Origin of the sequence: Nodosilinea nodulosa PCC 7104, from assembly GCF_000309385.1 — a bacterium.
GTDB classification, from domain to species: domain Bacteria; phylum Cyanobacteriota; class Cyanobacteriia; order Phormidesmidales; family Phormidesmidaceae; genus Nodosilinea; species Nodosilinea nodulosa.
Window position 1 is genome coordinate 4,674,586 of record NZ_JH976537.1, and the last position, 22,829, is coordinate 4,697,414.

Below are 22,829 nucleotides of genomic sequence, written 5' to 3' on the forward strand. Positions count from 1 at the left end.
GATGAGTAGGGATGGAGCGATGTCTGTCAAAATCAAACCGAAGACCTACTAGCACTTGCGTTTGTATGACCTCTGCCCCTCTGAGCTGGTCGGCCCTGGAAGACATGGCCGATTTCTCCGTTGACTACGCCAATGGCCCCACCAATGCCCAGGCTCAGCTGCGCCTGTTTGGCCAGCCCGAGTCGGCGGTGCGCGTGACCCTTTACCGCGACAACCACGCCTGGTGCCCCTACTGCCAAAAAGTCTGGCTGTGGCTGGAAGAAAAGCAGGTGCCCTACCGGATCAAAAAGGTCACGATGTTTTGCTACGGCGACAAAGAGTCTTGGTACAAGCGCAAGGTTCCTTCGGGAATGCTGCCCGCCCTAGAGCTAGATGGGCAGATGATCACCGAAAGCGACGACATTCTGCTGGCGCTAGAAAGCGCTTTTGGTCCACTGGTTTGGGGCATGAAAGACCCGCAGGTGGTGCCCCTGCGCCAGCTGGAGCGGCTGTTGTTTCGGGCCTGGTGTATGTGGCTGTGTCAGCCGGTCCGTTCAGCTGCCGCCGACCAGCGGGCGGGCGAGCAGTTTGTGGGGGTAGTGCAGCGGGTTGAGCAGGCGTTGGCCAGCACCCCCGGCCCCTTCTTTTTGCCGGAGTTTAGCACCGCCGATGTGGTGTTTGTGCCCTATGTGGAGAGGATGAACGCCAGCCTCTACTACTACAAGGGCTATTCCCTGCGGGAGGAGAACCCTCGCCTGGGCGACTGGTTTGATGGCTTAGAGAGTCGCCCCACCTATCGCGGCACCCAGAGCGATTTTCATACCCACGTGCATGACCTGCCGCCGCAGATGGGCGGCTGCTACGAGAATGATTTGCCCCAAACCCGTCGCAACCAGGCCCAGGTAGACCTCGGCCCCTGGTTTGGCCTGCCCGATGTGGCCTACCCCGAACCGGAAACCTCTTGGGCTGAGGCGCTGGCCCGTACGCTAAAGCACCGAGAAAATATTATGAAGGTGAATCCGGCCGATCGCGAGGTAATTGATCCGGCCCTGCGCTGTGCGCTGACCCATTTGATCACGGGGGATGTCTGCAACCCTCCGGCGGGGAGCGATCGCGCCCTCCGCTACCTGCGCGATCGCATCAATGTGCCCCGCGATATGTCGATCTACGCCGCCAAGCGCCTGCGCGAAGCCCTGGAGGCCACCGCTGCCCTGGCGGGGGATGCCCAGCCCGATCCGCTGCCCACTCGCCACCGCCGCGACCAAGACCCGGCCAACTTTGCGGCGTAGGTGAGGGGTGATTAAATCCCGTGGCTTTTGCCCACCACCCAGCTGCGCCGAAAGAAGCGGGCCAGGCTGGTTTCACTCAGCGTCAGGCAGATCGGCCTGCCGTGGGGGCAGGTGCGGGGGTTGCGGGTGCGCTGCCAGTCGTCCAGCAGCGTTTGCATGGTGGCCACATCCAGGGGGGTGCCGTTGCGGATGGCGGTGCGGCAGGCGATCGCCACCTGAGCCGTATCCAGGTTGCCGCCGAGGCTGAGTTCAAGCAGCGCGTCGGGCAGGTCGTCGCGATCGCACAATGGCTCCGGGGCTTCCCGAATAGCCCAGCGATTTGGCCCAAACTCTTCGGGAACCAGCCCTAGTCGCTGAAGCTGCTCTAGCTGTTTCTCCCTCAGCCCCTCTAGCACGACTGGCGTAGTTAACGGCACCAGCTGCCACCGAGCTTGCAGACGCTCGTAGAGGACGCGCTCGTGGGCAATGTGCTGTTCGATCAGGCAAAGCCCGTCGGTCTGTTCGGCCAAAATATAACGGTTGTGGACTTGCGCGATCGCCCGCAAACTCCCCGGGCGATCGCGATAGGGCAACGCATCCGACAACTCGGCCACGCCATAGGCGCTACTCGGTTCCGCTGCTTTAAGCAGCTGGGTGATGCGCTGCTGCTGACCGGCATCGGGCAGATCGGCAGCGTGCCGTCCGAGCAGAGCCTCAATATGACCTTGGCAGAGTGTCGCCCAATCTTCGAGGCGGTGAAGGTAGAGGGACGATTTGTCGGGGCGGCGGTTCCAGTCGATGTCGCTGGGGGCAACGGTGAGATGCACAAACGCCAGGGGATAGCGGTGGCGGGGCAGGGTATGGCGAAAGGCATTCAGAATGCCCTGCTCTAGTTCGGGGACCGTTACAATTCGCCCGTTGACCGCAACTTTGACCCAGTCGGGTCGGGGGCGGTGGCAGCGATCGGGCAGGCCGACTAAGCCATAAATGCCGGTATCCATGCCGATCGCGTCGGCCCCAGGAGCAGGCCGCCAGCCCTCGTGTAAGTCGGCCTCAGCCACCGATCGCACGATCTGGGGCACCAGGCCCCGAGCGCTGGAGCCAGGGGTAAGGGCCAGCCAGGGGCGATCGTTGAGCTGGGCGGCCCAGGTCACCGCAGGGTGGGCCAGGGCGCAGTGGTGAATCACCCGCTGCACCTGGGCAAGCTGGCGGGGGATGGCGGGCAGCCGCTGGCGGCGAGCGGGCCAGCGGCCAAACAGGTTTGCCAGGGTAACGACGCTGCCGGTGGCCATGGCCACCGGATAGGTTGTCAGTGGTTCTCCCTGGGGCAAGTAGGCGACCCGCCAGCCCGACTCATCGCCGGGGGGGCGGCTGCAAATCTCAAGCTGGGCGGCCTGGGCCAGGCTGTGCAGGGCTTCGCCCCGAAACCCCAGACTGTGCACCTGCCACAGGTCGGCCTGGGTGCGAATTTTGCTGGTGCTGTGGGGTATGGCCGCCCGGTGCAGATCTTCCAAAGCCATGGCTGTGCCGTTGTCGGCCACCTGCACCCGCCCCTGCTCCGGCCAGAGGTCAATGGTAATGTGGGTGGCCTGGGCATCGAGGGCGTTTTCGACTAGCTCGCGCACCGCTGCGGCCAGAGAATCAATCACCTCTCCGGCAGCAATGCTGTGAATGACCTCCCCCGGCAGCGGTTGAATAGATTGGCCGGGGAATGAGCTAGGCGGGCGGGCAGCGGTGATGGGAACAGATCTCCGAAGGCTACTCCTTTAATGCTACTGCGAGAAGCCTGGACCAGTACAAAGGATCGAGGGCAGTCTTGGCATCCTCCAGGCTGTGCGTTGGATAAGGGTTAGCCAGCGCCCGGAGGCCCTGAAAAGCCCACCTAACATCCGAAAGCTGAAATATACCCACCGTTCTGGCATCCCCCGCCCCCTAGCTCTCAGGCAAAGTACTCAAACTTCCGCCCCAGAGCGCCAGGCTTCTCTCAGGGCAATCAATTGAATTTGTTCAATCAATTTGAGCAAATCAAGGGATGGCTTTGTCTACGTTTCGCCACAAAAGTTTGCGAGACCCATTAAGGTTTGTTACATTGCAGGAGCATGCCTTCCCTAGGATCCTCCTCACCATGAATCGCATTTTTGGCTTACTGCCCAAGCCTTCGCCCCTGCGGCCTGAGTCGCGCGTCTACGACCTCAAGGAGCGCCTCGACTGGGGCGAACCAGCCCTGACGATTATTGATGTGCGCGATCGCGCCGACTTCAACCAGAGCCACATCACTGGCGCTATTTCCATGCCGGTAGACACGCTAATGGCCACGGCATCAAACTGCTTTGAGGTCACCCGCGATCTCTATATCTATAGCAACACTGACGATGAGGCCACTGCGGTGGCCGAGCAGCTGCGGGCGACGGGGTTCTCCCGCGTGGCCATCGTGCGCGGCGGGGTAGCCGCCTGGAAGGCCGCCGGGTTTCCGGTGGAAGTGATAACCTCACCGATCGCCTAAACTGGCAACGTTAGAGATTGGCACGGGTGCGGTGGCATGGGTACGGAGCAGCCTATCGGCGTAGGGCAGGGCAGCGATCGCCCTGCGGCAGTGGGCAGGTCTCACCAACGGGTAGCAACCTACAGCCGCGCCCATACCCTGGTGCCCACCTACGAATGCTTCAACCGCTGCACCTACTGCAATTTTCGAGCTGAACCGGGTCAGTCGCCCTGGCTCAGCCTGGACAGCGTAGCCCAGCTGCTGCCGCTTCTGCGCCGCCGGGGCGTGTGTGAAATTTTGGTGCTCAGCGGTGAGGTGGCCCCCGGCAGCCCCCGCCGCACCGACTGGCTGCACCACATTTACCGCATTTGCGAGCTGGCCCTGGGGGCCGGGCTGCTGCCCCACACCAACGCCGGTCCCCTAAGCCAGGGCGAAATGGCCCAGCTCGCCCAGGTGAATGTCTCCATGGGGCTAATGGTGGAGCAGGTGACGCCCAAACTGCTCGATACCGTCCACCGCCACGCCCCCAGCAAGCGCCCTGAGCTGCGCCTGAGCCAGCTCATTCAGGCGGGGGAACTGGGCATTCCGTTTACCACCGGGCTGCTGCTGGGCCTGGGCGAAACCGAGAGCGACTGGGTCGATGCGCTGGGGGCGATCGCCGCCATCCACGATCGCTATGGCCACATTCAAGAAGTCATCTTGCAACCCCACAGACCGGGGCAGCGCCAGCTTCAGTCGGGGATGGCGCTGAGCGAAGCGGCCCTGATCCGGGCGGTGACGCTGGCAAAGGCCGCGCTGCCAGCAGGGGTGACGATTCAGATTCCCCCCAACCTGGTGAGCCAGAGCGGGCTGCTGGCCTGCCTGGCAGCGGGTGCCACGGACCTGGGCGGCATTAGCCCGGTGGATGAGGTCAACCCCGACTACGACCACCCCACGCCGGAGTCGCTGGCGGCGGCGATCGCCCCGGCGGGCTGGCAGCTGCGGCCCCGGCTGCCAATCTACCCCCAGTACGACGTCTGGCTGCCAGACGACCTGCGATCGCTGGTGCAGAACTGGCGATCGAGCAGCTAAACCCGACCAGTTATCGTTTAGTTGCAAAGCCTTGCGGGCCAATCCGCAGAATAGGATGCTGAAAATAGAAGGCTGCGCCCTTCCCCAGTTGTCTACGGTTGATGGCGATGGCAGATCCTCCGCAAACTTGCCCCTTGTGCAATGTCAAAATTTTGGTGGGCTGCGTGGGGGGCGATCGCGTCCTGTTTTCTGTGGGGCCGCCGGGCACCCGCAAATCGCTGTACGCCAAAGTCTGCCGACATATCGATCGGCCTGGCTGCATCAACAAAAGTGGCGGGAGCCAAACCGCCAGCCCCAAATACTAAAGCAAGCCCCTTGCGCCGAAGTCGTTCAGGCCCAGGGCATCGTCCACCCCTAGATCTAGCTAGTAGACTGCGGCATAGGGGTGGCGACTATGGCCAATTGCGAGGGAGCAGGGGAGCTAGGGAGCCAGGCGAGCTGGAAGAGTCGGCATATTCCAGCCTTCGAGTACTGGCCTCAAGACTCTGCTAGCTGCGCCTTGGCTCGCTGCCACAGTGCCTCTAATTCCTCAATCGAATACTCATCCAGGGGCTTCTCGGCTACCCCCTCCACCAGCGCAAAGCGCTGAATGAAGCGGCGGTTGGTGCTTTGCAATGCCTCGGAGGGGTCGAGGTCGTACCAGCGGGCCAGGTTTACTAGAGTAAACAGTAAGTCGCCCAGCTCCGCCTGCTGATTTTCTTTGGGCTCATTTGCCAGGGCCGCCCGAAACTCGTCCAGCTCTTCGTGAAACTTGTCCCATACGCTGGCGATGTTGTCCCACTCGAACCCGGCCTTGGCAGCTTTGACGGAGATTTTGCTGGCGGCCATCAGCGGCGGCAGGGTGCGGCTGTATTTGGTCAGCTTGGGGGTGAGCTTATTGGGCTCGTGGGCAATGCCTTTTTCTTCGGCTTTGATGCGGTCCCAGTTTTGGTTGACTTCGGCGGGGGTGGTCGCGCTGGTATCGGCAAAAACATGGGGATGGCGGCGCACCATTTTGTCGGCAATGCCGGTGGCCACAGTACCTAGGTCAAAGTCGCCGCTGTCGCTGGCCACCTGCGCCTGCAGCACCACTTGCAGCAGCAGGTCGCCCAGTTCTTCCGCGATCGCCTCCTGATCCCCCCCCTGAATGGCATCCACCACCTCGTAGGCTTCTTCAATGACGTAAGGAATCAGGCTGGTGGGGGTTTGGGCCAAATCCCACGGGCAGCCGGTTTCGGGGTGGCGCAGCTGGGCGATCACGTCGATCAGGCGCTCCAGGGCGGCGAGAATATCGGCGCGATGGGTAGAGAGGGGTTCGTCATGTCGCTGGCGCAATCGCTGGCGGATAGCGCTAATTTCTTCAGACGTATTTAAGAGCAGGCCTTGCTCAGCCTGGGCTGCACCTAGCAAAATGTCGTGGCGCAGTTCCTCAAACCGCCCCTGGTACAGTTGCTCGCGTTCGACTAAAGCCTGTAGGCCGGCCAGCAGCACCTCGTCTAGGGAAGTGTATCGACCGCTGGCAATTTGGCGTTCTGCAAACTGTTGTAATTCAGGGGGCAAGGACAATGCCATAGCAGAGCCAGAGTGATTGTTAGGTGCTTTTTAGTCTAGCTCACCCCCCTGCCGGAGTCGGCAGTTGGTATCGCGTCGCTGTACCAAAGGTGCGATGGCTGAATGGAGTGCTGCACAACGGCATATTAAAGGCGTTACGGAGGAATACAGCCATTCCCATAGTGGCCCTAGCTTCCAAACTCTGTAGCAATTTTGACTTGATTTAGGGGTCTGAATGGAGTAAGTTACTGAGCTAAGGCTGTGTGCGTGCAGCTGTGCTTCCCAAAAATTTGGTCAAACGCCACTGGAAGGTGTGGGGACACCAACCAGCGGCTAACCCCTTCAACAGGTAGAGCTGTCTCGGAGGCTAGGGCTATTATTGCCCAGGCCGTCCTGAACTGCACCAGTTTAGGGCGGCCAAGTTTTTGGGATTCCTTACCCATCGTTAAAAGGAATCCCTGAACTATGTTGTGTTTGCCATATTTGGTGTCGTCGGCCCAGAACCGGGCGGCGACCAGTCCGCTGCTGCTGGCTAACCCAGAGGCGCAGCCGGGGCGCGATCGCCTGCGCCATCTGGTGATTGGCTCGCCTGAGGGGGTGCGTGCCACCATTAACTTGCTGCATGTACTGCGCTATGCCGACCAGGCAACCTGGAGCCAGTTGGTGACAGTGCCGCGATCGGGGATTTTGATTACCCCAGAGCAAGGGGAGGTGTTTAGTCTGCTGAGGCGCGATCGGCAATTAGGTTAACGCCAAGGGGTCAGGTGCCTTTGATGCTGCGATAGATAACTGTCGTGACTTAAAAGGCACCTGACCCCTGAGTTAAAGGCACCTGACCCCGAGGCACCTGACCCCTGATGTGGGGAACTCTAGCCATGACATTCAAAACGTGAGCCATGCCTCGACCTCAGCGCAACCTGGTGTCAGGGGAGTACTACCATCTCTATAACCGAGGTAACAATCGCCAAGCCATTTTCTTTGAGCGTGAAAATTACCTCTACTTTCTTAAGCAGTTCCGCTACTTCGTGGCAGAAGAAACGGCCCATGTGGTGGCCTATTGTCTCATGCCAAACCACTACCATGTGCTGGTTCACCTGCGCGAAGATACGTTATCGAAGGCGATGCAACGGTTTACGATGTCTTACACCAATGCCATGAACCGTCGTTACAAACGATGTGGGGCGCTGTTTCAGGGCAGATTCAATACTATCCATGTCGATAGCGATGCTTATCTGCTGCAACTGACTCGCTATATTCATTTGAACCCGGTGAAGGCTGGTTTGGTGAAGCGCCCAGAGGAGTGGGAGTTTTCGAGCTATTGCGACTACGTGAATTTGCGCCAGGGCACGCTGCCGCAGATGGAGTGCGTGCTGAAGCAGGTTAGCTCGGTGGAGGCGTATCGAGAATTTGTTGAATCTCACGACACAGAGGCCTTTGAACCCTGGATGTAAGGGACGCTTGGCGAGAGGACAGCTCCCTTAAGATTGGCCCAAATCCTGATTCCCTATTACCCACCATCCAACTTTGCCAGGTTTTCGCGGCAGCGCATCGTCCAGGGATGCTCGGCCCCCAGCTTGGGTTCGAGAATGGCGAGGGCTTGCTGGTAAAGCGATCGGGCTTCTTCCGTACGGCCCTGGGCGGCGTAGAGAATGCCTAAGTTCTCAGTGACTCGGCCTGTAAGATGATGCTCATTTCCCAGTGATTGACGCCAAATACTCAAAGCATCAATTAAGTATGGCTCTGCTTCGCCGTAACGCCCCTGGTCACGATAAAGTGTCCCCAGATTGTTGAGGCTGTTGGCTACATGAGGATGCTCGTCGCCCAACAAGCGTTTCTGCAACGCCAGAGCCTCTTGATAGAGGGGTTCGGCCTCCCCATAGCGGCCTTGACTGTGGTAAAGCGTCGCCAGATTATTGAGGCTAGTGGCGACATCGGGATGCTCGTCACCCAAGAGCCGTTTTCTCATCGCCAGGGCGTCTTGGGTAGAGGGGTTCGGCCTCCCCATAGCGGCCTTGATCGTCGTAGAGCGCCGCCAGATTATTGAGGCTAGTGGCGACATCGGGATGCTCGTCACTCAAGAGCCGTTTTCTCATCGCCAAGGCCTTTTGGTAGAGGGGTTCGGCCTCCCCATAGCGGCCTTGATTGTGGTAAAGCATCGCCAGATTATTGAGGCTTTGGGCAACATCGGGATGCTCGTCACTCAAGAGCCGTTTTCCCATCGCCAAGGCCTTTTGGTAGAGGGGTTCGGCCTCCCCATAGCGGCCTTGATTGTAGTAAAGCATCGCCAGATTATTGAGGCTTTGGGCAACATCGGGATGCTCGTCACCCAAGAGCCGTTTTCCCATCGCCAAGGCCTTTTGGTAGAGGGGTTCGGCCTCCCCATAGCGGCCTTGACTGTGGTAAAGCGTCGCCAGATTATTGAGGCTAGTGGCGACATCGGGATGCTCGTCACCCAAGAGCCGTTTTCTCATCGCCAGGGCGTCTTGGTAGAGGGGTTCGGCCTCCCCATAGCGGCCTTGATCGTCGTAGAGCGCCGCCAGATTATTGAGGCTTTGGGCAACATCGGGATGCTCGTCGCCCAAGAGCCGTTTTCTTATCGCCAGGGCGTCTTGGTGGAGGGGTTCGGCCTCCGCGTAGCGGCCTTGATTGTGGTAAAGCATCGCCAGATTATTGAGGCTAAGGGCGACATCGGGATGCTCGTCACCCAAGAGCCGTTTTTTCATCGCCAGGGCGTCTTGGTAGAGGGGTTCGGCCTCCCCATAGCGGCCTTGATCTTTGTAGAGCAAGGCCAGATTATTGAGGCTAGTGGCGACATCGGGATGCTCGTCACCCAAGAGCCGTTTTTTCATCGCCAGGGCGTCTTGGTAGAGGGGTTCGGCCTCCCCATAGCAACCTTGCAGTTCGTGGGTTCTGGCCGCTCGATCTAGGCTGGCGGCAATATCTTCGTGTTCATCCCCCAGAAGATTTCGACGTAGGTCCAGCGCCTTTTGCAAGAGGGGTTCAGCCAGAGGGTACTGCCCCCTTTCTAGTAGATAAGCACCCATGGCGTGAAAAACATCGGCTGCATCGGTAGAGGCAATATCGCGCTGCTGGCAATGGCTAGCCAGTTCCTGTACGTGGTTCACCAGTGAGGCTAGGGCGGGCCAGTCTTGGTATTCAATGTCTTTGCCTTTCTCTGGAGTTAGCTGCGCGATTGTCTTAAACAGCGGTTCTGCCCAGTTCTGGCAGCCCTCATCCCCTAGTTCCGCCCGTATCACCTCCTGCACTAGGCGATGCAGGCTCAAGCTCTGGCTCTCCGGCTCCACCCGTATCAGCGAATAGCTGCCCAGCGGGTTCAGCAGGTCGTAGAGTTCCAGTGGGTCGTCTGCAGCATCGGCCAGGGCCGTGGCCAGGGGTTCCCCCAGCTCTGCCGCTCCCTGGGTGAACAGGGCAAAAGGAATCGCGTCGGGATGCAGAAAGGCGCAGTAGTTCAACAGGGCGGCAGCGGCGGGGGCGGTCTTCTGCACTTCTTTCAGGTTCAAGGCCCAGGTGGTGGCAATCGAGTCGGGGTAGTTGCCCAGCTTGGGTTTGGCTTTTTCCAGCCGTTTGAGCCGCTGTTTGCGGTAGCTGGCGAGGTAGGCGGCAAAGGGCACCCGGTTGGTGACCATGTAGGCAGCGGCCTGTTCCAGTGCCAGGGGCAGGTAGCCCAGTTCGGCGGCGAGGTCGGCGGCGGCAGTATGCTCGATGTCGGAGATTTGATCCCCCCTAGCCCCCCTTATCGAAGGGGGGAACGAGGGATCTATGGTTGCACCAGCTCTACTGCCCCCCTTTTCAAGGGGGGTTGGGGGGATCGAACCCTGGCGTTGAACCGTCTGCCCATCGGGATAGTCTGTCGATAGTTCAATTTCTTGCATTGGGCGAACGCCATTCGCCCCTACGGGGTTCGTTTTGCCGGTGCGGTTTAACAGAAATGCGATCGCCTCGTCGCGGCCCAAGGTTTCCATTTCCAGCGGTTGCACAATGCCCAGGTCTTGAAAATCCTGTGCGCGGGAGGTGACGAGAATGTGGCCGTTGATGTCCTGGGGCAAAAAGGGCTGCACGAGTTCGGGATGGTCAGCGTTATCGAAAATCAGCAGCCAACCGTCCTCTCGGCTCAGCCACAGCCTCACCGATCGCACGGTGTCGTCCTGGTTTTCGGCATCCTTCAGCGGCAGGTTTAGGGTCTGGGCCATAGCCACATAGCTCGTGGTCAGCTCCAGTTCCGTATCCGCCCGCACCCAAAACACATAGCGATAGTCATCGCGATAGCGGTAGGCATATTCCACTGCCGTCTGGGTTTTGCCAATGCCGCCCAGCCCGCTAATCGCCTGGGTCTGGGAAATGGCGGCGGTTCGGCTGTCGTGCAGTTGCTGGTATAACGTGGCGAGAACATCTTCACGCCCGGTGAAGTAAGGATTACGACCATAGGGCACCAGCCACGGCGGCTCCCCTCCACCCTCTCCATCTCCCAAAACTCCCGGACAAATCTCATCCAAAACCTCCTGCAACCCCTCCAGCCCGCAGCCCGTCGCCCCCTCCACCCAGCTCAGCAGTGCCGCCACCCGGTTGCCCTGGGCCGCCATACCCTCGGGCACAATTCCTGGTGGCGGGTTGAGGGTAAACCGCAGTTGCTCAAACTGCGGAGCCGGTAAAGCGCTGAGCGTTTGAAACAGCGTCAGCCTGGAATTAGGCATAGCGGGGTGGGGCAACTACTGAGCTAATCCTAGCCGAAGATATTTATAAGAAAGCTCAGGTGGCAGCAGGCTCAAAACTATTGCGCCTAATTTTTTATCCTTGCTCTGTCCCTGCTGCTGCGCTGCGTCAATATGGCAGATCACGTTGAGACAATGAAGACGTTTCAGCGATCGCTGCTGTCATAACCCCGCGCCGCATGTCATCAGATCTTGCTAAATCGCCGTGGTGCAGGGCGGGCAACACCCGATAATATAGCCTTGGCCAGATTGCCAGAGCCTCACGATACCTATAGAGAAGTTGAGCTGTGGTAAGTTTGGCGGGTCGTCCTGCCGGGACGGCGGTTGACTAACCCCCTTAGCGGAAAGCAGGAAGTTGCCCATGGGTCGCGCAGAGAAAGTCGTCTTAGCCTATTCCGGTGGCGTTGATACCACCGTGTGTATTCCCTATTTAATGAATGAGTGGGGCGTAAAAGAAGTGATTACCCTGGCGGCGGATCTGGGCCAGGGCGATGAGCTAGAGCCGATTCGCCTCAAGGCGCTCAAGGCCGGGGTAAAAGAATCGCTGGTGGCCGACCTGACCGAAGAATTCATTACCGACTACGCCTTTCCGGCCATTCAGGCCAACGCCCTGTACGAAAACCGCTACCCCCTCTCCACCGCCCTGGCCCGCCCGCTGATCGCCAAGGCCCTGGTGGAGGCCGCCGATCGCTACGGGGCCGATGCCGTGGCCCACGGCTGCACCGGCAAGGGCAACGACCAGGTGCGCTTTGACGTAGCGATCGCCGCCCTCAACCCCCACCTCAAGGTGCTGGCCCCCGCCCGCGAGTGGGGCATGGGCCGCGAAGAGACCATTGCCTACGGCGAAAGAACGGGGCTTGAGTTTCCGGTGAAAAAATCCAGCCCTTACAGCATCGATCGCAACCTGCTGGGCCGCAGCATCGAGGCCGGGCCGCTGGAAAACCCCATGACCGAGCCGCTGGAAGAAGTGTTTTTGATGACGGAGGCGATCGAAAATACCCCCAACGAGCCGGAATACATCGAGATTGGCTTTACCAAGGGACTGCCTACCCACCTGAATGGCCAGGCCGTTGGCCCGGTGGAGCTGATCACGCAGCTGAATGCGATCGCCGGTCGCCACGGCGTCGGTCGCCTCGACATGATCGAAAACCGCCTAGTGGGCATCAAGTCGCGGGAAATCTACGAGGCCCCCGCCCTGCTGGTGCTGATCGACGCCCACCGCGACCTGGAAAGCCTGACCCTGACGGCAGATGTCACCCAGTACAAGCGCGGCATTGAAGAAACCTACAGTCGCCTGGTCTACAACGGCCTCTGGTACAGCCCCCTAAAGCTTGCCCTCGATGCCTTCATTCAGCAGACCCAGGAGCGGGTGACGGGCACCGTGCGGGTGAAGCTGTTTAAGGGCACCAACCGGGTGGTGGGTCGCCAGTCTGACCTGGCGCTGTACAGCGAGGCCCTGGCCACCTACAGCTCCGACGACGCCTTTGACCACAGAGCCGCCGAGGGCTTTATCTACGTGTGGGGCCTGCCCACGCGGGTGTGGTCCGAGAAGCTGCGCGGGTAGCCCCTGGCCCAGTCGGCCAGCGCGATCGCCACACCCCACAGCCCACCGTTGCCGAGCATTTTCCGCTGGAGATGCTCGGCGATCGCCGTACCATGGCCCCGCCTGAGGCTCCATATCCATCCTTGGGCAGATTTGCCCCGCCCTTGGGAACAGTCCCCACCGTCACCCGTCCGTAGTCCATGGCCCGTGCCATGGCAGCGCCGCCCTCAGCCGCTTTTTCCACCCCAGGTAAACCTTTACAAACTACGGAGGCCAAATCCAGGTCAATCCACCATGATGGGCTATCGCGGTGCTGTTATAACGTTTTAATGCGGTTGTCCGGACAGCCTGAGGAAGCCAGTTATGAACCGCTTTTGCCTGATGGGCTGGGGCCTGGGTGCCCTGGCCGCAACCCTGACCTCAACGTTTCTAGGGGGTGAACCAGGATTTGCCCAAAGCCAGCCCCTGCCCCTGAGCAGTGAAACCGCATCCCCAGCCCTGCCGATCGCGCCGCCGGGGTCTGAGGCCAGCTTTCCTGAGTCCTACGTGCTGGGACCGGGCGATCGCATTCGCATTGACATCTTCAACATCCCCGAGTTTAGCGGTCCCGAAAATGGCGTCCACGAGGTTCTCGTCGACGGCACCCTGACCCTTCCCCTGGCGGGGACCGTGGCCGTCCAGGGCCTTACCCTGGCCGAGGCCCAGCGCGCCCTGGCCGCCAGCTATGCGCCCCTGCTGACCCGGCCCCCCCAGCTCACCGTAACGCTGCTGTCGGCCCGCCCCGTGCGGGTGGTGGTGGCCGGGGAAGTCAACCGCCCCGGCACCTACACCATCAACCTGGAGACCGAGGCCAGCGGCAGCGGCGGCGGCACCGGGGCGGGCCGCCAGTGGCCCACCCTGACCCAGCTGATTCAGGAGGCCGGGGGCATCACCCAGCAGGCCAACATCAAGGATATTCAGGTGCGGCGACCCCAGCTTCAGGGCGATGCCGTGATCACCACCAGCCTGTGGGATCTGATCCGCACGGGCGACATCAGCCAGGACATTCGCCTGCGCGACGGCGACACCATTGTCATCCCCAAGGCTGTGGCTATTTCGCCCGAGGAGTCGGTGGCCGTTTCCAGCGCCAATTTCTCCCCCGCAGAAATGCCCGTGCAGGTGGTGGGTGAGGTGGCGAGCCCCGGCGGCGTCACCCTACCGGCCAACGCTACGCTAAACCAGGCTATTTTGGCGGCGGGAGGTTTTGAGAACAGCCGCGCCCAAACCTCCACGGTGAAGCTGGTGCGGCTCAACCCCGACGGCAGCGTAGACCAGCGCACAATCGATGTGAACCTGGCCGCCGCCGCCAACGACACCACCAACCCCATTCTGCGCCCCAACGACGTAGTGATTGTGGACCGCAACATTGCCGCCGCCGCTGGCGATACCCTGGGCCTGCTGCTGCGGCCCTTCACCTCGCTGACGACCGTGCTGCGAATTTTAGGATTTTAATTCGCTGCCCCGGGGCAGCGGGCCACAGCTGTACCCAAAGCCTGAAAATCCCACGACTTTGGCACAACCTTGGAGTAATTAGCCCCCGTCCAGACCAGACTTTGAGTTTTGAGCTATAAGTTTATGAATTCTTGGGAGCATCTCCCAGATTTACCCTATGCCCTTTCCTCCCACATCCCCCGAAACCAACGGCAATGGCAACGGCCACGGCCCTGTCAGGCAGGCGTTTGTGCCGGTCATGGCTCCTCCCTCCCTAGTCGATAAGACCGATGACGCTGACCTGAGTCACCTCGTGGAAGTGCTCAAGCGCCGGATCGGAATATTTCTCGGGGTGGCAGCCCTATCCTTTGGTGGCCTGACCCTCTGGTACCTGACCCGTCCCCCGGCCTACACGGGCAGCGTCAATCTGCTGGTCGAGCCCGTTACCAACGTCACCCCCGCCGGGCTAGAGGCCGTAGTGGGCCTAACCGGAGCCAAAGGCAGTTCAGGACTCGACTACAACAGCCAGATTCGGGTGCTGCGCGGCCCGGCGGTGATCAACCCAATTCTGGCGAAGATTCAGAAGCGCTACCCCGCTATTACCTACAACTCCCTGCTCAGCCGTCTGACCATTACCCAGGAGGGGGAGTCCAAGGTGCTGCGCATCACCTACAACGATGCCGACCCCGAGGTGGTCTCCTTTGTGCTGACCCAGGTGATTCAGGGCTTTGTCGACTACAGCGTGCAGGACCGCCAGGGAGACTTGCGCCGGGGCCTGACCTTTTTGGACGAACAGCTGAAGGAAAAGTGGCAGGAAGTGGCCTCTATTGAGGGCGACCTCAGCGATTTTCAGAAACGCTACGACCTGGTCGATGTCAATGCCACCAGCGAAAGCGTCACCCAGCGCCTCAACCAAATGCTGTCCGACCAGGAGCAGCTGCGGGTAAAGCTGGCGGCCCTGGGGCCGCTGTACAAAAACCTGCGCGGCCAGGTGGGGTTTGACCCCGACACCGCCATTCGGGTGGCCAACCTGAACGAGTCGCCCACCTACCAGGCGCGGCTGGGAGATTTGCGCGAGCTAGAGCAAAAAATTGCCGCCGAGCGGGCCCGGTTTCAGGCCAATACGCCAATGATCGAGGCCCTGGAGGACCAGCGACAGAAGCTGCTGCCGCTGCTGGAGGTCGAGGCCCAGCGGGTGGTGGGCGCCTCAATACCGGCTGACGAGGCCGACAACCTGGGCTATCAGGGATCGGTGAGCCGGGGGTTGATGCAGCAGCTGGTGGATACCGCCAACCAGATTCAGGTGCTGCAAACCCAGGACCAGGCGATCAGTCAGGCGGTGCAGCAGCTCCAGGCAGAAATTCAGCGGCTGGCGGATTTGTCCCGGTCGTTTCAGCAGATCGATCGCCAGCGCACGGTGGCCGAAAACAGCCTCAACCAGCTCCTGGCCAGTCGCCAGGAGCTGCGCTTGCAGATGGCCCGCCAGGCGTCTCCCTGGGAAATTATCTCGCCCCTCAACGAGTCGGGCATTACCAAAACAACCAATTTACCCCGCAAGCTGCTGCTCAGCACCGTGGTGAGCCTGCTGCTGGGAGGGGTGGCGGCCCTGGTGCGCGATCGCATCGATAAGGCCTTCAACAGTGTTGATGAGCTGGTCAAAGTGACCCAGCTGCCAAACCTGGCAACGGTGCCCAATGCTCCCGCTCTGCAAAAGCAGCCTTTGCTGATGGTGCCCAACCTGGCGGCCACCATGGCCGATGTACTGACCCAAAACCAGAGCCCGGACAGGCTCTACAGTTCCTTTAGCTTTGCCGAGGCGTTTTACTCCCTCGAAGCCAACCTGCGCATGCTCAGCTCGGATACGCCCGTGCAGGTGGTGGCCCTCACCTCCTCGGTGCCGGGGGAGGGCAAATCGACCATATGTGCCCACCTGGCGATCGCGGCGGCCAACATGGGCCGTCGGGTGCTGCTGATCGACGGCGACCTGCGCAAGCCCACCCTGCACCTGATCTTTGGCCAGCCCAATCGCCAGGGGCTGAGCGACCTGATTACCCAGGCCACCACCGACCCCAACGATCTGGTGCAGACCCTGCCGGGCAACCCCAATCTGCACCTGCTGACGGCGGGAGCGCGGCCCCCCGCCCCCGGTCGCCTGCTGTCTTCGCGCAAGATGCAGCAGATTACTGAGCAGTACCGCCGCCACTACGATCTAATTATTTTCGACACGCCGCCTCTGGCGGGCATGATCGACGCTAAACTTACGGCGGCTCACGCCGACGGGCTGCTGCTGGTGGTGCGGCTGCATCGATCCGAGCGATCGGAAATTCAGCGGGTGCTGGCCGATCTGGGCAATACCGCCCAGGCACCGCTGCTGGGGTTGGTGATCAACGGTGCGCCCCAGAGTCGGCAGAGCAGCTACGACGACTACTACGGCTACTACGGTCGCGCTCCGGTGGCGGCTGGGCTGGAAGGGCGCAGCTAGTCCATAGCTGCACCAGTGGCTGTCGACACAAGAGTACGGCTAAACCAGCGGCGGGTGCGGCAACGGCAACGGGATGTGAGGAGTAGGGGTAATGAAGCGCAAGTCAAAACCACTGATTACGGGCGGACTATTGGGACTGGCCGGACTGGGGCTGCTGCCCCGAAGCGCCCAGGCAAGCGCCGATCTGCCGCCTGTGGTGCCCGATCCGAGCCTGGGGACGGCCCTGGCCAAAGATCCCCATCCGGTCGTGGTTCCCGAACCTTCGGCCCAGACCACAGAACCCCAAACCGACGATCGCGGTGCTGCCCAGCCCGCCTGGACCCCGGAGACCGATCAAGCCGTGGTGACAGCGGCGGCCACCGCAGCGGCAAAACCCGCCGCCGCCGTTCCCCAGCCTGCGCTGGCTGAGCCAGAGGTAATTGCCCCCAAGGTCGCGATCCCCGATGTAGCGGCCCCCGATGTCGCAGTCCCCGATGTCGCGGCTTCCGACCGCAGCGCCCTGGCCAGCGATGAGACGGATAGGGCCAGCCCAGGCCATGGGGGCAGCGCGATCGCAGCCCCCGCGCCCTCCCCTGCGGCGACCCCCGACTTGGAGCCCGCCGCAGAGCCAACCACCACCGCTTTGGCCGACGATCTGGGCGAGCGATCGCCAGCTACGGCCCCGGCCCCCCGACCCGATGTAGCTCTGGCAGCCCCCGGTCTAACTCTGGCCGAGCCAGCTTTGCCTGCGGCGGCGGGTACTGCGGCTCCCGCTGATGCGGCGGCCGCGATCGCCAGCCCTGCCGCCGCCCCCCTTCCGCCGCCAACCGCACCGTCTGGGGCTGCCGCAGCTCCGGCCCATGCCCCGTCCTCTGCGCCCACCCCCGCCCCAGTGGCCACTCGCTCGGCGCCCTCCGAGGCGGTGCCCTCGGCTCAGCCATTGCCGACCTCTGCGCGGCAGACCGCTCCAGATCTGGCGACGCTGCGATCGCGGGCTGCTACCGTGCAGGCGCTGCTCCAGGATCTGCGATCGGCCTACGGGATCGAGGACTCGCTCGCCGCCAGCGATTCAACCGCTGCTCCGGCCAGTCTGGCTGGCCAGGTCTCCCAGCCCGAAACCCTACATCGCGAGCCGCAGCTACCGCCGCTGCCGTCGCGATCGGTGCGGCGGAGCAGCGCTGCTCCATCGCAAAAGCCCGTCGCCGCAGCGATCGCCCCACCCGCTGCCAACCCCTCCCTGAGTGAGCGGCCCAGGCCGGCAGCGCAGTCGCCGCAGCTGCCTGCGCTGCCGGAGAAATCTCCCAATGTGGCCCTGGCGCTGCCAACCCCTCAGCCGGTAATGTCCTCGGGGCGGGCCGCTGTGCCGCCCTCAGCAGCGTCATCTGCTGAGCCTCGGGCCGAAGACTTGTTCGCTGTACCCGCCCTGGCCGAGGGAACAGCCCAGGAGATAGGTCAGGAAACAGCCTCAGACCAGTCGCCCAACCCCGATGCTGGCCAGCTGCGCAACGATCTGCGGATTGAGCCGCTGACCACCGCCGCCGCCCCGGCCCAGACTTTCCCCCCTTCGCCCAATGCGGGCATTCCCTCGGCCTTTGGAGCCAACGGGGGCGATCTGTTCTTTAGTGCCTCTTTGGCCGGGGCCGATCGCCTGCGGGCCGAAGCCGACGGCAGCCTCTCCATGGGGTTTGGCCTGGGCGATTCGCGCCACACGGTGGGGGTAGAGCTGACCTACAACTTGCAGAGCATTCGACGGTTTGGCCAAAACGGCGGCTTTGATGTCAAAGTACACCGCGAGGTCTACAGCAACGACGACACCCAGGTAGCTGCCGCCGTGGGGCTAAATAACTTTGCCGCCTACGGCTCTAATGCGGCAGGTACCGCATCCAGCCTCTACGGCATCGTTACCGTAGCCCACCTGCTCCAGCCCGAGCACCCCAGCAACCGCCTGCCCATCACCGCCTCCCTGGGGCTGGGGGGCGGCAACTTCTCGGGCGACAATCACGATGTCGGCGTCATTGCCGGCGTGGGCCTTCAGGTGCATCCCCAATTTTCAATCAACACGGCCTGGAGCGGCGTGGGCGTAAATGTCGGGGCATCGATTGTGCCCGTGGCCACGATCCCGCTCACCCTCAACCTGCTCTACGGCGATGTTGGCAACAATACCCGCGCCGGTTCCGTCGCAGTGCTTAGCGTTGGCTACGGCTTTAATTTTGGGCCTCGATTTTAGATCGCCGGACCTGGGTTTTACCTTTGGCTCAGCACCCAACGACATCCCGTTCCATTTAAGGAGAACAACTGTGGAGAAACTAGCGGGCCGCCTGCGGCAACAACTCTGGTTCATGCTGGCCCTGGTGAGCGGTGGCCTGGCGATCGCCCTGCCTGGCGCCCTGCCTGGCCACGCCGGGTCGGTGCCGACGGGGCAGGGGAGCGGGGTAACCGTGGGCGGGTCGTCGATTTTATCCATAGGCGCGTCGTCTCTGGGGGGCGGCACCCAGATTGAGTCAAACAGCCCCAACGCCACCGTAGACCCGGTTACGGGCGAGGTCCTGCTCACGAGTACGGCTCAGCAGTCGCTCAATCAGTCGGCCACCGAGATTTCCCAAGGGCTGCAGAACAGTAACCCAGTATTGGCCACCGCCCTAACTACACCGGGCGAAATCGCCCTCGATAGCCCCAGCCCCGTAGGCGCCAGCGGCGCTAGCGAAGATGGGGCGGAGCAGACAGTCAATGAAATTGCGGCGGCGGTGGTCGCCGCCATCCTGCGGGGGGAGAGCGTCTCGCTGACCAGTACCCAGGGCAGCCTGGGCATTGCGGCCCCCACCGGAACTGCCGCTGTTTTGCCAGTCCAGTCCTTAGCCAGCATTAGGGCCAGCACTAAAGGAAGCCCCCTCGCCCAGGCCACCCCTGCCCCTGCCGCGATGATGGCTACCTCGGCGGTCTTTGTTCCCCAGGGGGGCACCCCAATGGTCACGCCTTTGCAGGGCACCCTAGAGCAGATTGCCAATGCGGCTGGGTTCTTGGCGGCCTCCTTTGCGGCGGGCCTGTCGCCCAATCAGGTGGCTACGTTTGCCGAAATGGCTCTGGCCGGGGTAGACTACGCCGATTTAGTGACGTTGTTTAATGCGGTTAGCGGCTTGCTGCCGCCTCAGGGGCAGCCTCAGGAGTCCGTGGCTACCGCCGTGGATGCCACCCAGCTCGAATCGGCTATTCAGGCCTATAACCGCATCCTAGACAACACTGACCCAGATACGCTGGTCGCCCTGGCCCAGTTCCAAGATTTCGTAGTTTTGGGGCGATCGCTACAGGAGTTGCGGGCTGCCGTCGATCTTTAAAGGTCAATTAAAGGGCCAACTTAGGTCTCTCAATTTAAGTGGCTAAGCATGCTCTGCCTGCCATTTGCAGGCAGTTCGGCTCTGGCAGTGGGAATAGTACTATGGGCATTGGTTTGGGCGGCCAATGGTCACTTAGCGACGTTCTATGTGACGGCACAGGGCTTTTTTGACTTAGTACAACTGCCCACATACCGTTTAAGAGAAGCAATTAGGTCTAGACGTTTTAAGGCTACCGTTGTTCCCGCCTGTTTTGACCTGGTATTGCTTGTTGACAATCGCGGAAAGAGTGGGCTTAACAATTCCCTATTGCCCCTCTGTTTGTATCCCTTTAAACAGATTTACCCCGGGGAACATCTCTCAAAAAGGCAGGTCCTAAGCCTGTATAGCGGTATCAGGCAGGTTTTCACAAAAGTCAACACGATCGCCGCACCAATCCTAAAAAATGCGGTATCCTTCTGCATATTCTCGTGCAGCCTTTGGGCAGATAGGTCAAGGAATCGTTAACTTTGCGCTCGGATTCTGATTGGCCTGTGCCAAAATAAATCTTTTTTTGAAAGGGGTGGTGTGGCGTCGGCGGGGGGCATGGCAGGGAACTCTGGCTGGCTAACCTAGTCAGGCTTGATTGAGAGGATGTTTCTTCACTAAAGGCGACTCTTTGCCAAATTTGATTCTGTCGAGGGAGATGTTTTCTCGCTCACAATTGTCTAGCGACCTTCAGGTTAAATTTGGTTAATCCGATGCTTTATTGACCGATAGATAGATGTGTAACTTCTGTATTTAGGGCACAAGTTATAGAGCCGAGTCTGCTTCAACCGAAGACTAAAGGAAACCATTTATGGCCCCTAGCGCCGCGTTTCTGCAAGTAAAGGCTGATGAAATCGATGCATTTTAATCCGGGCGTATCTCCACAACTATCAATCTTGACTCAGTTTTTTCCCCCCGACTATGCGCCTACTGGCCAGCTGATGGCAGAGTTGGCTCAGGGGCTGAGGGTGCAGGGCATGGGGGTGCAGGTGTTTGCCGGGCAGCCTGGCTACGCCTACGATCGCGCCCTGGCCCCCCAAGAAGAAGTGGTCAATGGGGTGGTGGTGCGGCGCACCCGGACCTCTCGCCTATGGCCCCAGCGCATTCGCGGTCGAGCCGTGGGTGGGTTGCTCTACTGTTTGCGATCGCTGGTGAAGCTGCTGCATCCGGCCCGGCGGGGGGATCTGGTACTCGTCACCACCGAACCGCCCTACCTGCCGGTGCTGGCCTACCTGCTCCACTGCTTGTTTAAGCAGCCCTATCTCTGCATTGTTTACGACCTCTACCCGGAGGTGGCAGTGGCCCTGCGGGTGGTGCCCAGGCATCACCGGCTAGCGCGGCTGTGGCAGTGGCTCAATTGCCTTACCTGGCGCCACGCTGAGGCGATCGTGGTGGTCAGCCACACCATGAAAGAGCGCATTGCTAACCAGTGCCCTGGGGTCAGCGATAAAATCTCCGTCATCCACAACTGGGCCGACCCCGGGTTAATCTATCCGCGCCCCAAGGCCGACAACTGGTTTGCCCTCCGGCACGGTCTCCACCAGGTGTTTACGGTGCTCTATTCTGGTAACATGGGCCGCTGCCACGATCTAGATACCGTCATGGCCACGGCCAAGGCCCTGCGCCACGCACCGATCAGGTTTGTGTTTGTGGGCGGCGGCGCCAAGCGCCAGCCCTGCGCCGACCAGGCTCAGGCGGCGGGGTTGACCAACTGTCTGTTTTTGCCCTACCAGTCAAAGGCTGACCTGCCCTACTCGCTGACGGCCTGCGATCTAAGCCTGGTCAGTTTGGTGCCGGGGGTGGAGGGCTTAGTCGCACCCAGCAAGCTCTACAGCAGCATGGCGGCCGGCCGACCGGTGGCGGCTATCTGTGAGCACCATTCTTATCTGCGATCGCTGCTGGCGGAAGGCGGTTTTGGCCGCGCCTTTAGCAATGGCGATAGCCAGGGGCTGGCCGCCTTTATTCACACCCTGATGGCTAACCCTGCCCTGGCTCAGCAGATGGGCGATCGGGGCCGCCGCTACATGCAGCAAAAGTTTACCCCCGAGCAGGGGGCGCTTCGCTATGTTGAGGTGGTAGAAAACTGTCTATACGGTCCTTCACCGGCCCCACGCATCCACGCCCCGCCGCCCCAGGCGGCGGCCTCTCGCCTCTAGTACAGTGAGTTTTTAGCCTGCTAGAAATCTTAAAATTGTGGCTCTAGGGTTTGTCTAATTCAATATTTCCGGTACCCTTTCTGGCATGGAGCGGGCTTTGACGGTCTCAGGATCTCAGTCTCTCCCCCGTAGTCTTGGTGGCCCTAGCCCAAAGACCGTAGGCAGGATAACTGTGCCCTGGCCATCTTCTCGGGTTCAATGCTCACTATTCACTCCTCCCTATGCATCCACCTCGTCGCAACCGCAGTCGCTCTAAACGGCGCGCCATCTACTGCCCCGACCACGGCACCTATCTCGACAGCGTCAGCCAAAAGTACCCCCTCTACACCACCCAGGCCGAGCATTTGCAGCAGCGGGGCTTGAGCAGGCTGCGATCGCTCACCGTCATTGCTGGCTACGGCACCGTCCCCCTGGCTGGCGAGTGGCTCGAAGCCTTCTGGTGTGACCACTGCCAGGAAACGCGCTGGTACCATGTCCGCAAATCTGCGGCCAACCGCTACACCGTTGACATCGCCCCAGAAACCCTTTGGATGCAGGCCAGCGGCGTTATTCTCCCCACCGGCAACCCCACCGTAGGAGAGTTCACTCGCCGCCAGGCTCGCCAAACCCAGTACCAGGGGATTAAAGATTTTCGCCGCATTGGCTAAAGTTACTTGGGCCTAGCACTCTGAGGCAGAAGTTCAGCCACTATTTCGACAACCCTGGCTCCTCTGCCCCCTGCTATTGGCCATAGTCACCTTACCTATGCCGCAGTCTACCGGCCTAAACTTCTGCTCCCTAGGT

16 protein-coding genes and 3 pseudogenes are annotated in these 22,829 nt (G+C 61.0%); 14 read left to right on the forward strand and 5 right to left on the reverse strand.

The genetic code is table 11. The annotated features are described in order from the left end of the window. The first annotated feature begins 65 nt into the window (after positions 1 to 65). Positions 66 to 1,268, forward strand: a complete 1,203-nt coding sequence (locus LEPTO7104_RS0121730; RefSeq protein WP_017300702.1) for a glutathione S-transferase family protein — start codon at positions 66 to 68, stop codon at positions 1,266 to 1,268. Positions 1,269 to 1,279: 11 nt separating this feature from the next. Here the strand turns inward: LEPTO7104_RS0121730 and mutL are convergent, their stop codons facing one another. Continuing rightward, complete coding sequence (gene mutL, locus LEPTO7104_RS0121735; RefSeq protein ID WP_026072944.1) at positions 1,280 to 2,944, reverse strand: DNA mismatch repair endonuclease MutL; 1,665 nt, start codon at positions 2,942 to 2,944, stop codon at positions 1,280 to 1,282. 428 nt (positions 2,945 to 3,372) lie between these two features. Between mutL and LEPTO7104_RS0121740 the strand changes: the two genes are divergently transcribed. The 3 genes from LEPTO7104_RS0121740 to nblD all read left to right on the forward strand — a co-directional run bounded on the left by LEPTO7104_RS0121740 (position 3,373) and on the right by nblD (position 5,105). Next, entirely contained in the window at positions 3,373 to 3,750 is a 378-nt protein-coding gene (locus LEPTO7104_RS0121740; RefSeq protein ID WP_017300704.1) for a rhodanese-like domain-containing protein, read from the forward strand. A 36-nt stretch (positions 3,751 to 3,786) separates the two neighbouring features. Next, the gene (gene cofG, locus LEPTO7104_RS0121745) at positions 3,787 to 4,800 is read left to right on the forward strand and encodes a 7,8-didemethyl-8-hydroxy-5-deazariboflavin synthase subunit CofG (RefSeq protein ID WP_017300705.1); all 1,014 of its coding nucleotides are present in this window, start codon (positions 3,787 to 3,789) and stop codon (positions 4,798 to 4,800) included. A gap of 107 nt (positions 4,801 to 4,907) precedes the next feature. Beyond that, a complete protein-coding gene (gene nblD, locus LEPTO7104_RS0121750; RefSeq protein ID WP_026072946.1) occupies positions 4,908 to 5,105 on the forward strand; it encodes an NblD family protein in 198 nt (65 codons plus the stop codon). Between the two features lie 172 nt (positions 5,106 to 5,277). Here nblD and mazG read toward each other — a convergent pair whose 3' ends face one another. After that, positions 5,278 to 6,114: a nucleoside triphosphate pyrophosphohydrolase gene (gene mazG, locus LEPTO7104_RS0121755; RefSeq protein WP_026072947.1), complete on the reverse strand. Its 837-nt coding sequence runs from the start codon at positions 6,112 to 6,114 to the stop codon at positions 5,278 to 5,280. Between the two features lie 57 nt (positions 6,115 to 6,171). After that, a pseudogene (locus LEPTO7104_RS43710) lies at positions 6,172 to 6,351 on the reverse strand (type II toxin-antitoxin system ParD family antitoxin); the annotation flags it as partial. A 444-nt stretch (positions 6,352 to 6,795) separates the two neighbouring features. Here LEPTO7104_RS43710 and LEPTO7104_RS0121760 point away from each other — a divergent pair. Together LEPTO7104_RS0121760 and LEPTO7104_RS0121765 are read left to right on the forward strand one after the other, a co-directional pair. Continuing rightward, a complete protein-coding gene (locus tag LEPTO7104_RS0121760; RefSeq protein WP_040695588.1) occupies positions 6,796 to 7,080 on the forward strand; it encodes a hypothetical protein in 285 nt (94 codons plus the stop codon). Positions 7,081 to 7,226: 146 nt separating this feature from the next. Next, a complete protein-coding gene (locus LEPTO7104_RS0121765; RefSeq protein ID WP_017300709.1) occupies positions 7,227 to 7,781 on the forward strand; it encodes an REP-associated tyrosine transposase in 555 nt (184 codons plus the stop codon). A 56-nt stretch (positions 7,782 to 7,837) separates the two neighbouring features. Here the strand turns inward: LEPTO7104_RS0121765 and LEPTO7104_RS42450 are convergent. After that, a pseudogene (locus LEPTO7104_RS42450) lies at positions 7,838 to 10,223 on the reverse strand (tetratricopeptide repeat protein). 51 nt (positions 10,224 to 10,274) lie between these two features. After that, positions 10,275 to 11,042, reverse strand: a pseudogene (locus LEPTO7104_RS44015) (NB-ARC domain-containing protein); the annotation flags it as partial. Between the two features lie 379 nt (positions 11,043 to 11,421). Here LEPTO7104_RS44015 and LEPTO7104_RS0121775 point away from each other — a divergent pair. From LEPTO7104_RS0121775 to LEPTO7104_RS0121805, 8 genes are all read left to right on the forward strand, one after another. Continuing rightward, complete coding sequence (locus tag LEPTO7104_RS0121775; protein ID WP_017300710.1) at positions 11,422 to 12,624, forward strand: argininosuccinate synthase; 1,203 nt, start codon at positions 11,422 to 11,424, stop codon at positions 12,622 to 12,624. Continuing rightward, positions 12,600 to 12,800, forward strand: coding sequence for a hypothetical protein (locus LEPTO7104_RS40320; RefSeq protein ID WP_155523729.1), 201 nt, complete (start codon positions 12,600 to 12,602; stop codon positions 12,798 to 12,800). Before LEPTO7104_RS0121775 ends, LEPTO7104_RS40320 begins: the two co-directional genes overlap by 25 nt. Before the next feature lie 166 nt (positions 12,801 to 12,966). Further along, positions 12,967 to 14,094 (forward strand): polysaccharide biosynthesis/export family protein, encoded by a 1,128-nt coding sequence (locus LEPTO7104_RS0121780; protein ID WP_017300711.1) that lies wholly within the window; start codon positions 12,967 to 12,969, stop codon positions 14,092 to 14,094. A 157-nt stretch (positions 14,095 to 14,251) separates the two neighbouring features. Next, the gene (locus LEPTO7104_RS0121785) at positions 14,252 to 16,555 is read left to right on the forward strand and encodes a GumC family protein (protein ID WP_017300712.1); all 2,304 of its coding nucleotides are present in this window, start codon (positions 14,252 to 14,254) and stop codon (positions 16,553 to 16,555) included. Positions 16,556 to 16,646: 91 nt separating this feature from the next. Further along, positions 16,647 to 18,761 (forward strand): hypothetical protein, encoded by a 2,115-nt coding sequence (locus LEPTO7104_RS37220; RefSeq protein WP_017300713.1) that lies wholly within the window; start codon positions 16,647 to 16,649, stop codon positions 18,759 to 18,761. Positions 18,762 to 18,831: 70 nt separating this feature from the next. Then, complete coding sequence (locus LEPTO7104_RS0121795; protein ID WP_040695592.1) at positions 18,832 to 19,866, forward strand: hypothetical protein; 1,035 nt, start codon at positions 18,832 to 18,834, stop codon at positions 19,864 to 19,866. 920 nt (positions 19,867 to 20,786) lie between these two features. Next, complete coding sequence (locus LEPTO7104_RS0121800; protein ID WP_196358137.1) at positions 20,787 to 22,046, forward strand: glycosyltransferase family 4 protein; 1,260 nt, start codon at positions 20,787 to 20,789, stop codon at positions 22,044 to 22,046. Between the two features lie 221 nt (positions 22,047 to 22,267). Next, positions 22,268 to 22,693 (forward strand): hypothetical protein, encoded by a 426-nt coding sequence (locus LEPTO7104_RS0121805; RefSeq protein WP_017300716.1) that lies wholly within the window; start codon positions 22,268 to 22,270, stop codon positions 22,691 to 22,693. Positions 22,694 to 22,829 lie beyond the last annotated feature (136 nt).

Coding starts and splice junctions, on each gene's coding strand:
- LEPTO7104_RS0121765 (WP_017300709.1), top strand. CDS start 7,227: ATGCCTCGACCTCAGCGCAACCTGGTGTCAGGGGAGTACTACCATCTC.
- LEPTO7104_RS37220 (WP_017300713.1), top strand. CDS start 16,647: ATGAAGCGCAAGTCAAAACCACTGATTACGGGCGGACTATTGGGACTG.
- LEPTO7104_RS0121730 (WP_017300702.1), top strand. CDS start 66: ATGACCTCTGCCCCTCTGAGCTGGTCGGCCCTGGAAGACATGGCCGAT.
- nblD (WP_026072946.1), top strand. CDS start 4,908: ATGGCAGATCCTCCGCAAACTTGCCCCTTGTGCAATGTCAAAATTTTG.
- LEPTO7104_RS0121780 (WP_017300711.1), top strand. CDS start 12,967: ATGAACCGCTTTTGCCTGATGGGCTGGGGCCTGGGTGCCCTGGCCGCA.
- LEPTO7104_RS0121775 (WP_017300710.1), top strand. CDS start 11,422: ATGGGTCGCGCAGAGAAAGTCGTCTTAGCCTATTCCGGTGGCGTTGAT.
- LEPTO7104_RS0121785 (WP_017300712.1), top strand. CDS start 14,252: ATGCCCTTTCCTCCCACATCCCCCGAAACCAACGGCAATGGCAACGGC.
- LEPTO7104_RS0121740 (WP_017300704.1), top strand. CDS start 3,373: ATGAATCGCATTTTTGGCTTACTGCCCAAGCCTTCGCCCCTGCGGCCT.
- LEPTO7104_RS0121805 (WP_017300716.1), top strand. CDS start 22,268: ATGCATCCACCTCGTCGCAACCGCAGTCGCTCTAAACGGCGCGCCATC.
- LEPTO7104_RS0121760 (WP_040695588.1), top strand. CDS start 6,796: ATGTTGTGTTTGCCATATTTGGTGTCGTCGGCCCAGAACCGGGCGGCG.
- cofG (WP_017300705.1), top strand. CDS start 3,787: ATGGGTACGGAGCAGCCTATCGGCGTAGGGCAGGGCAGCGATCGCCCT.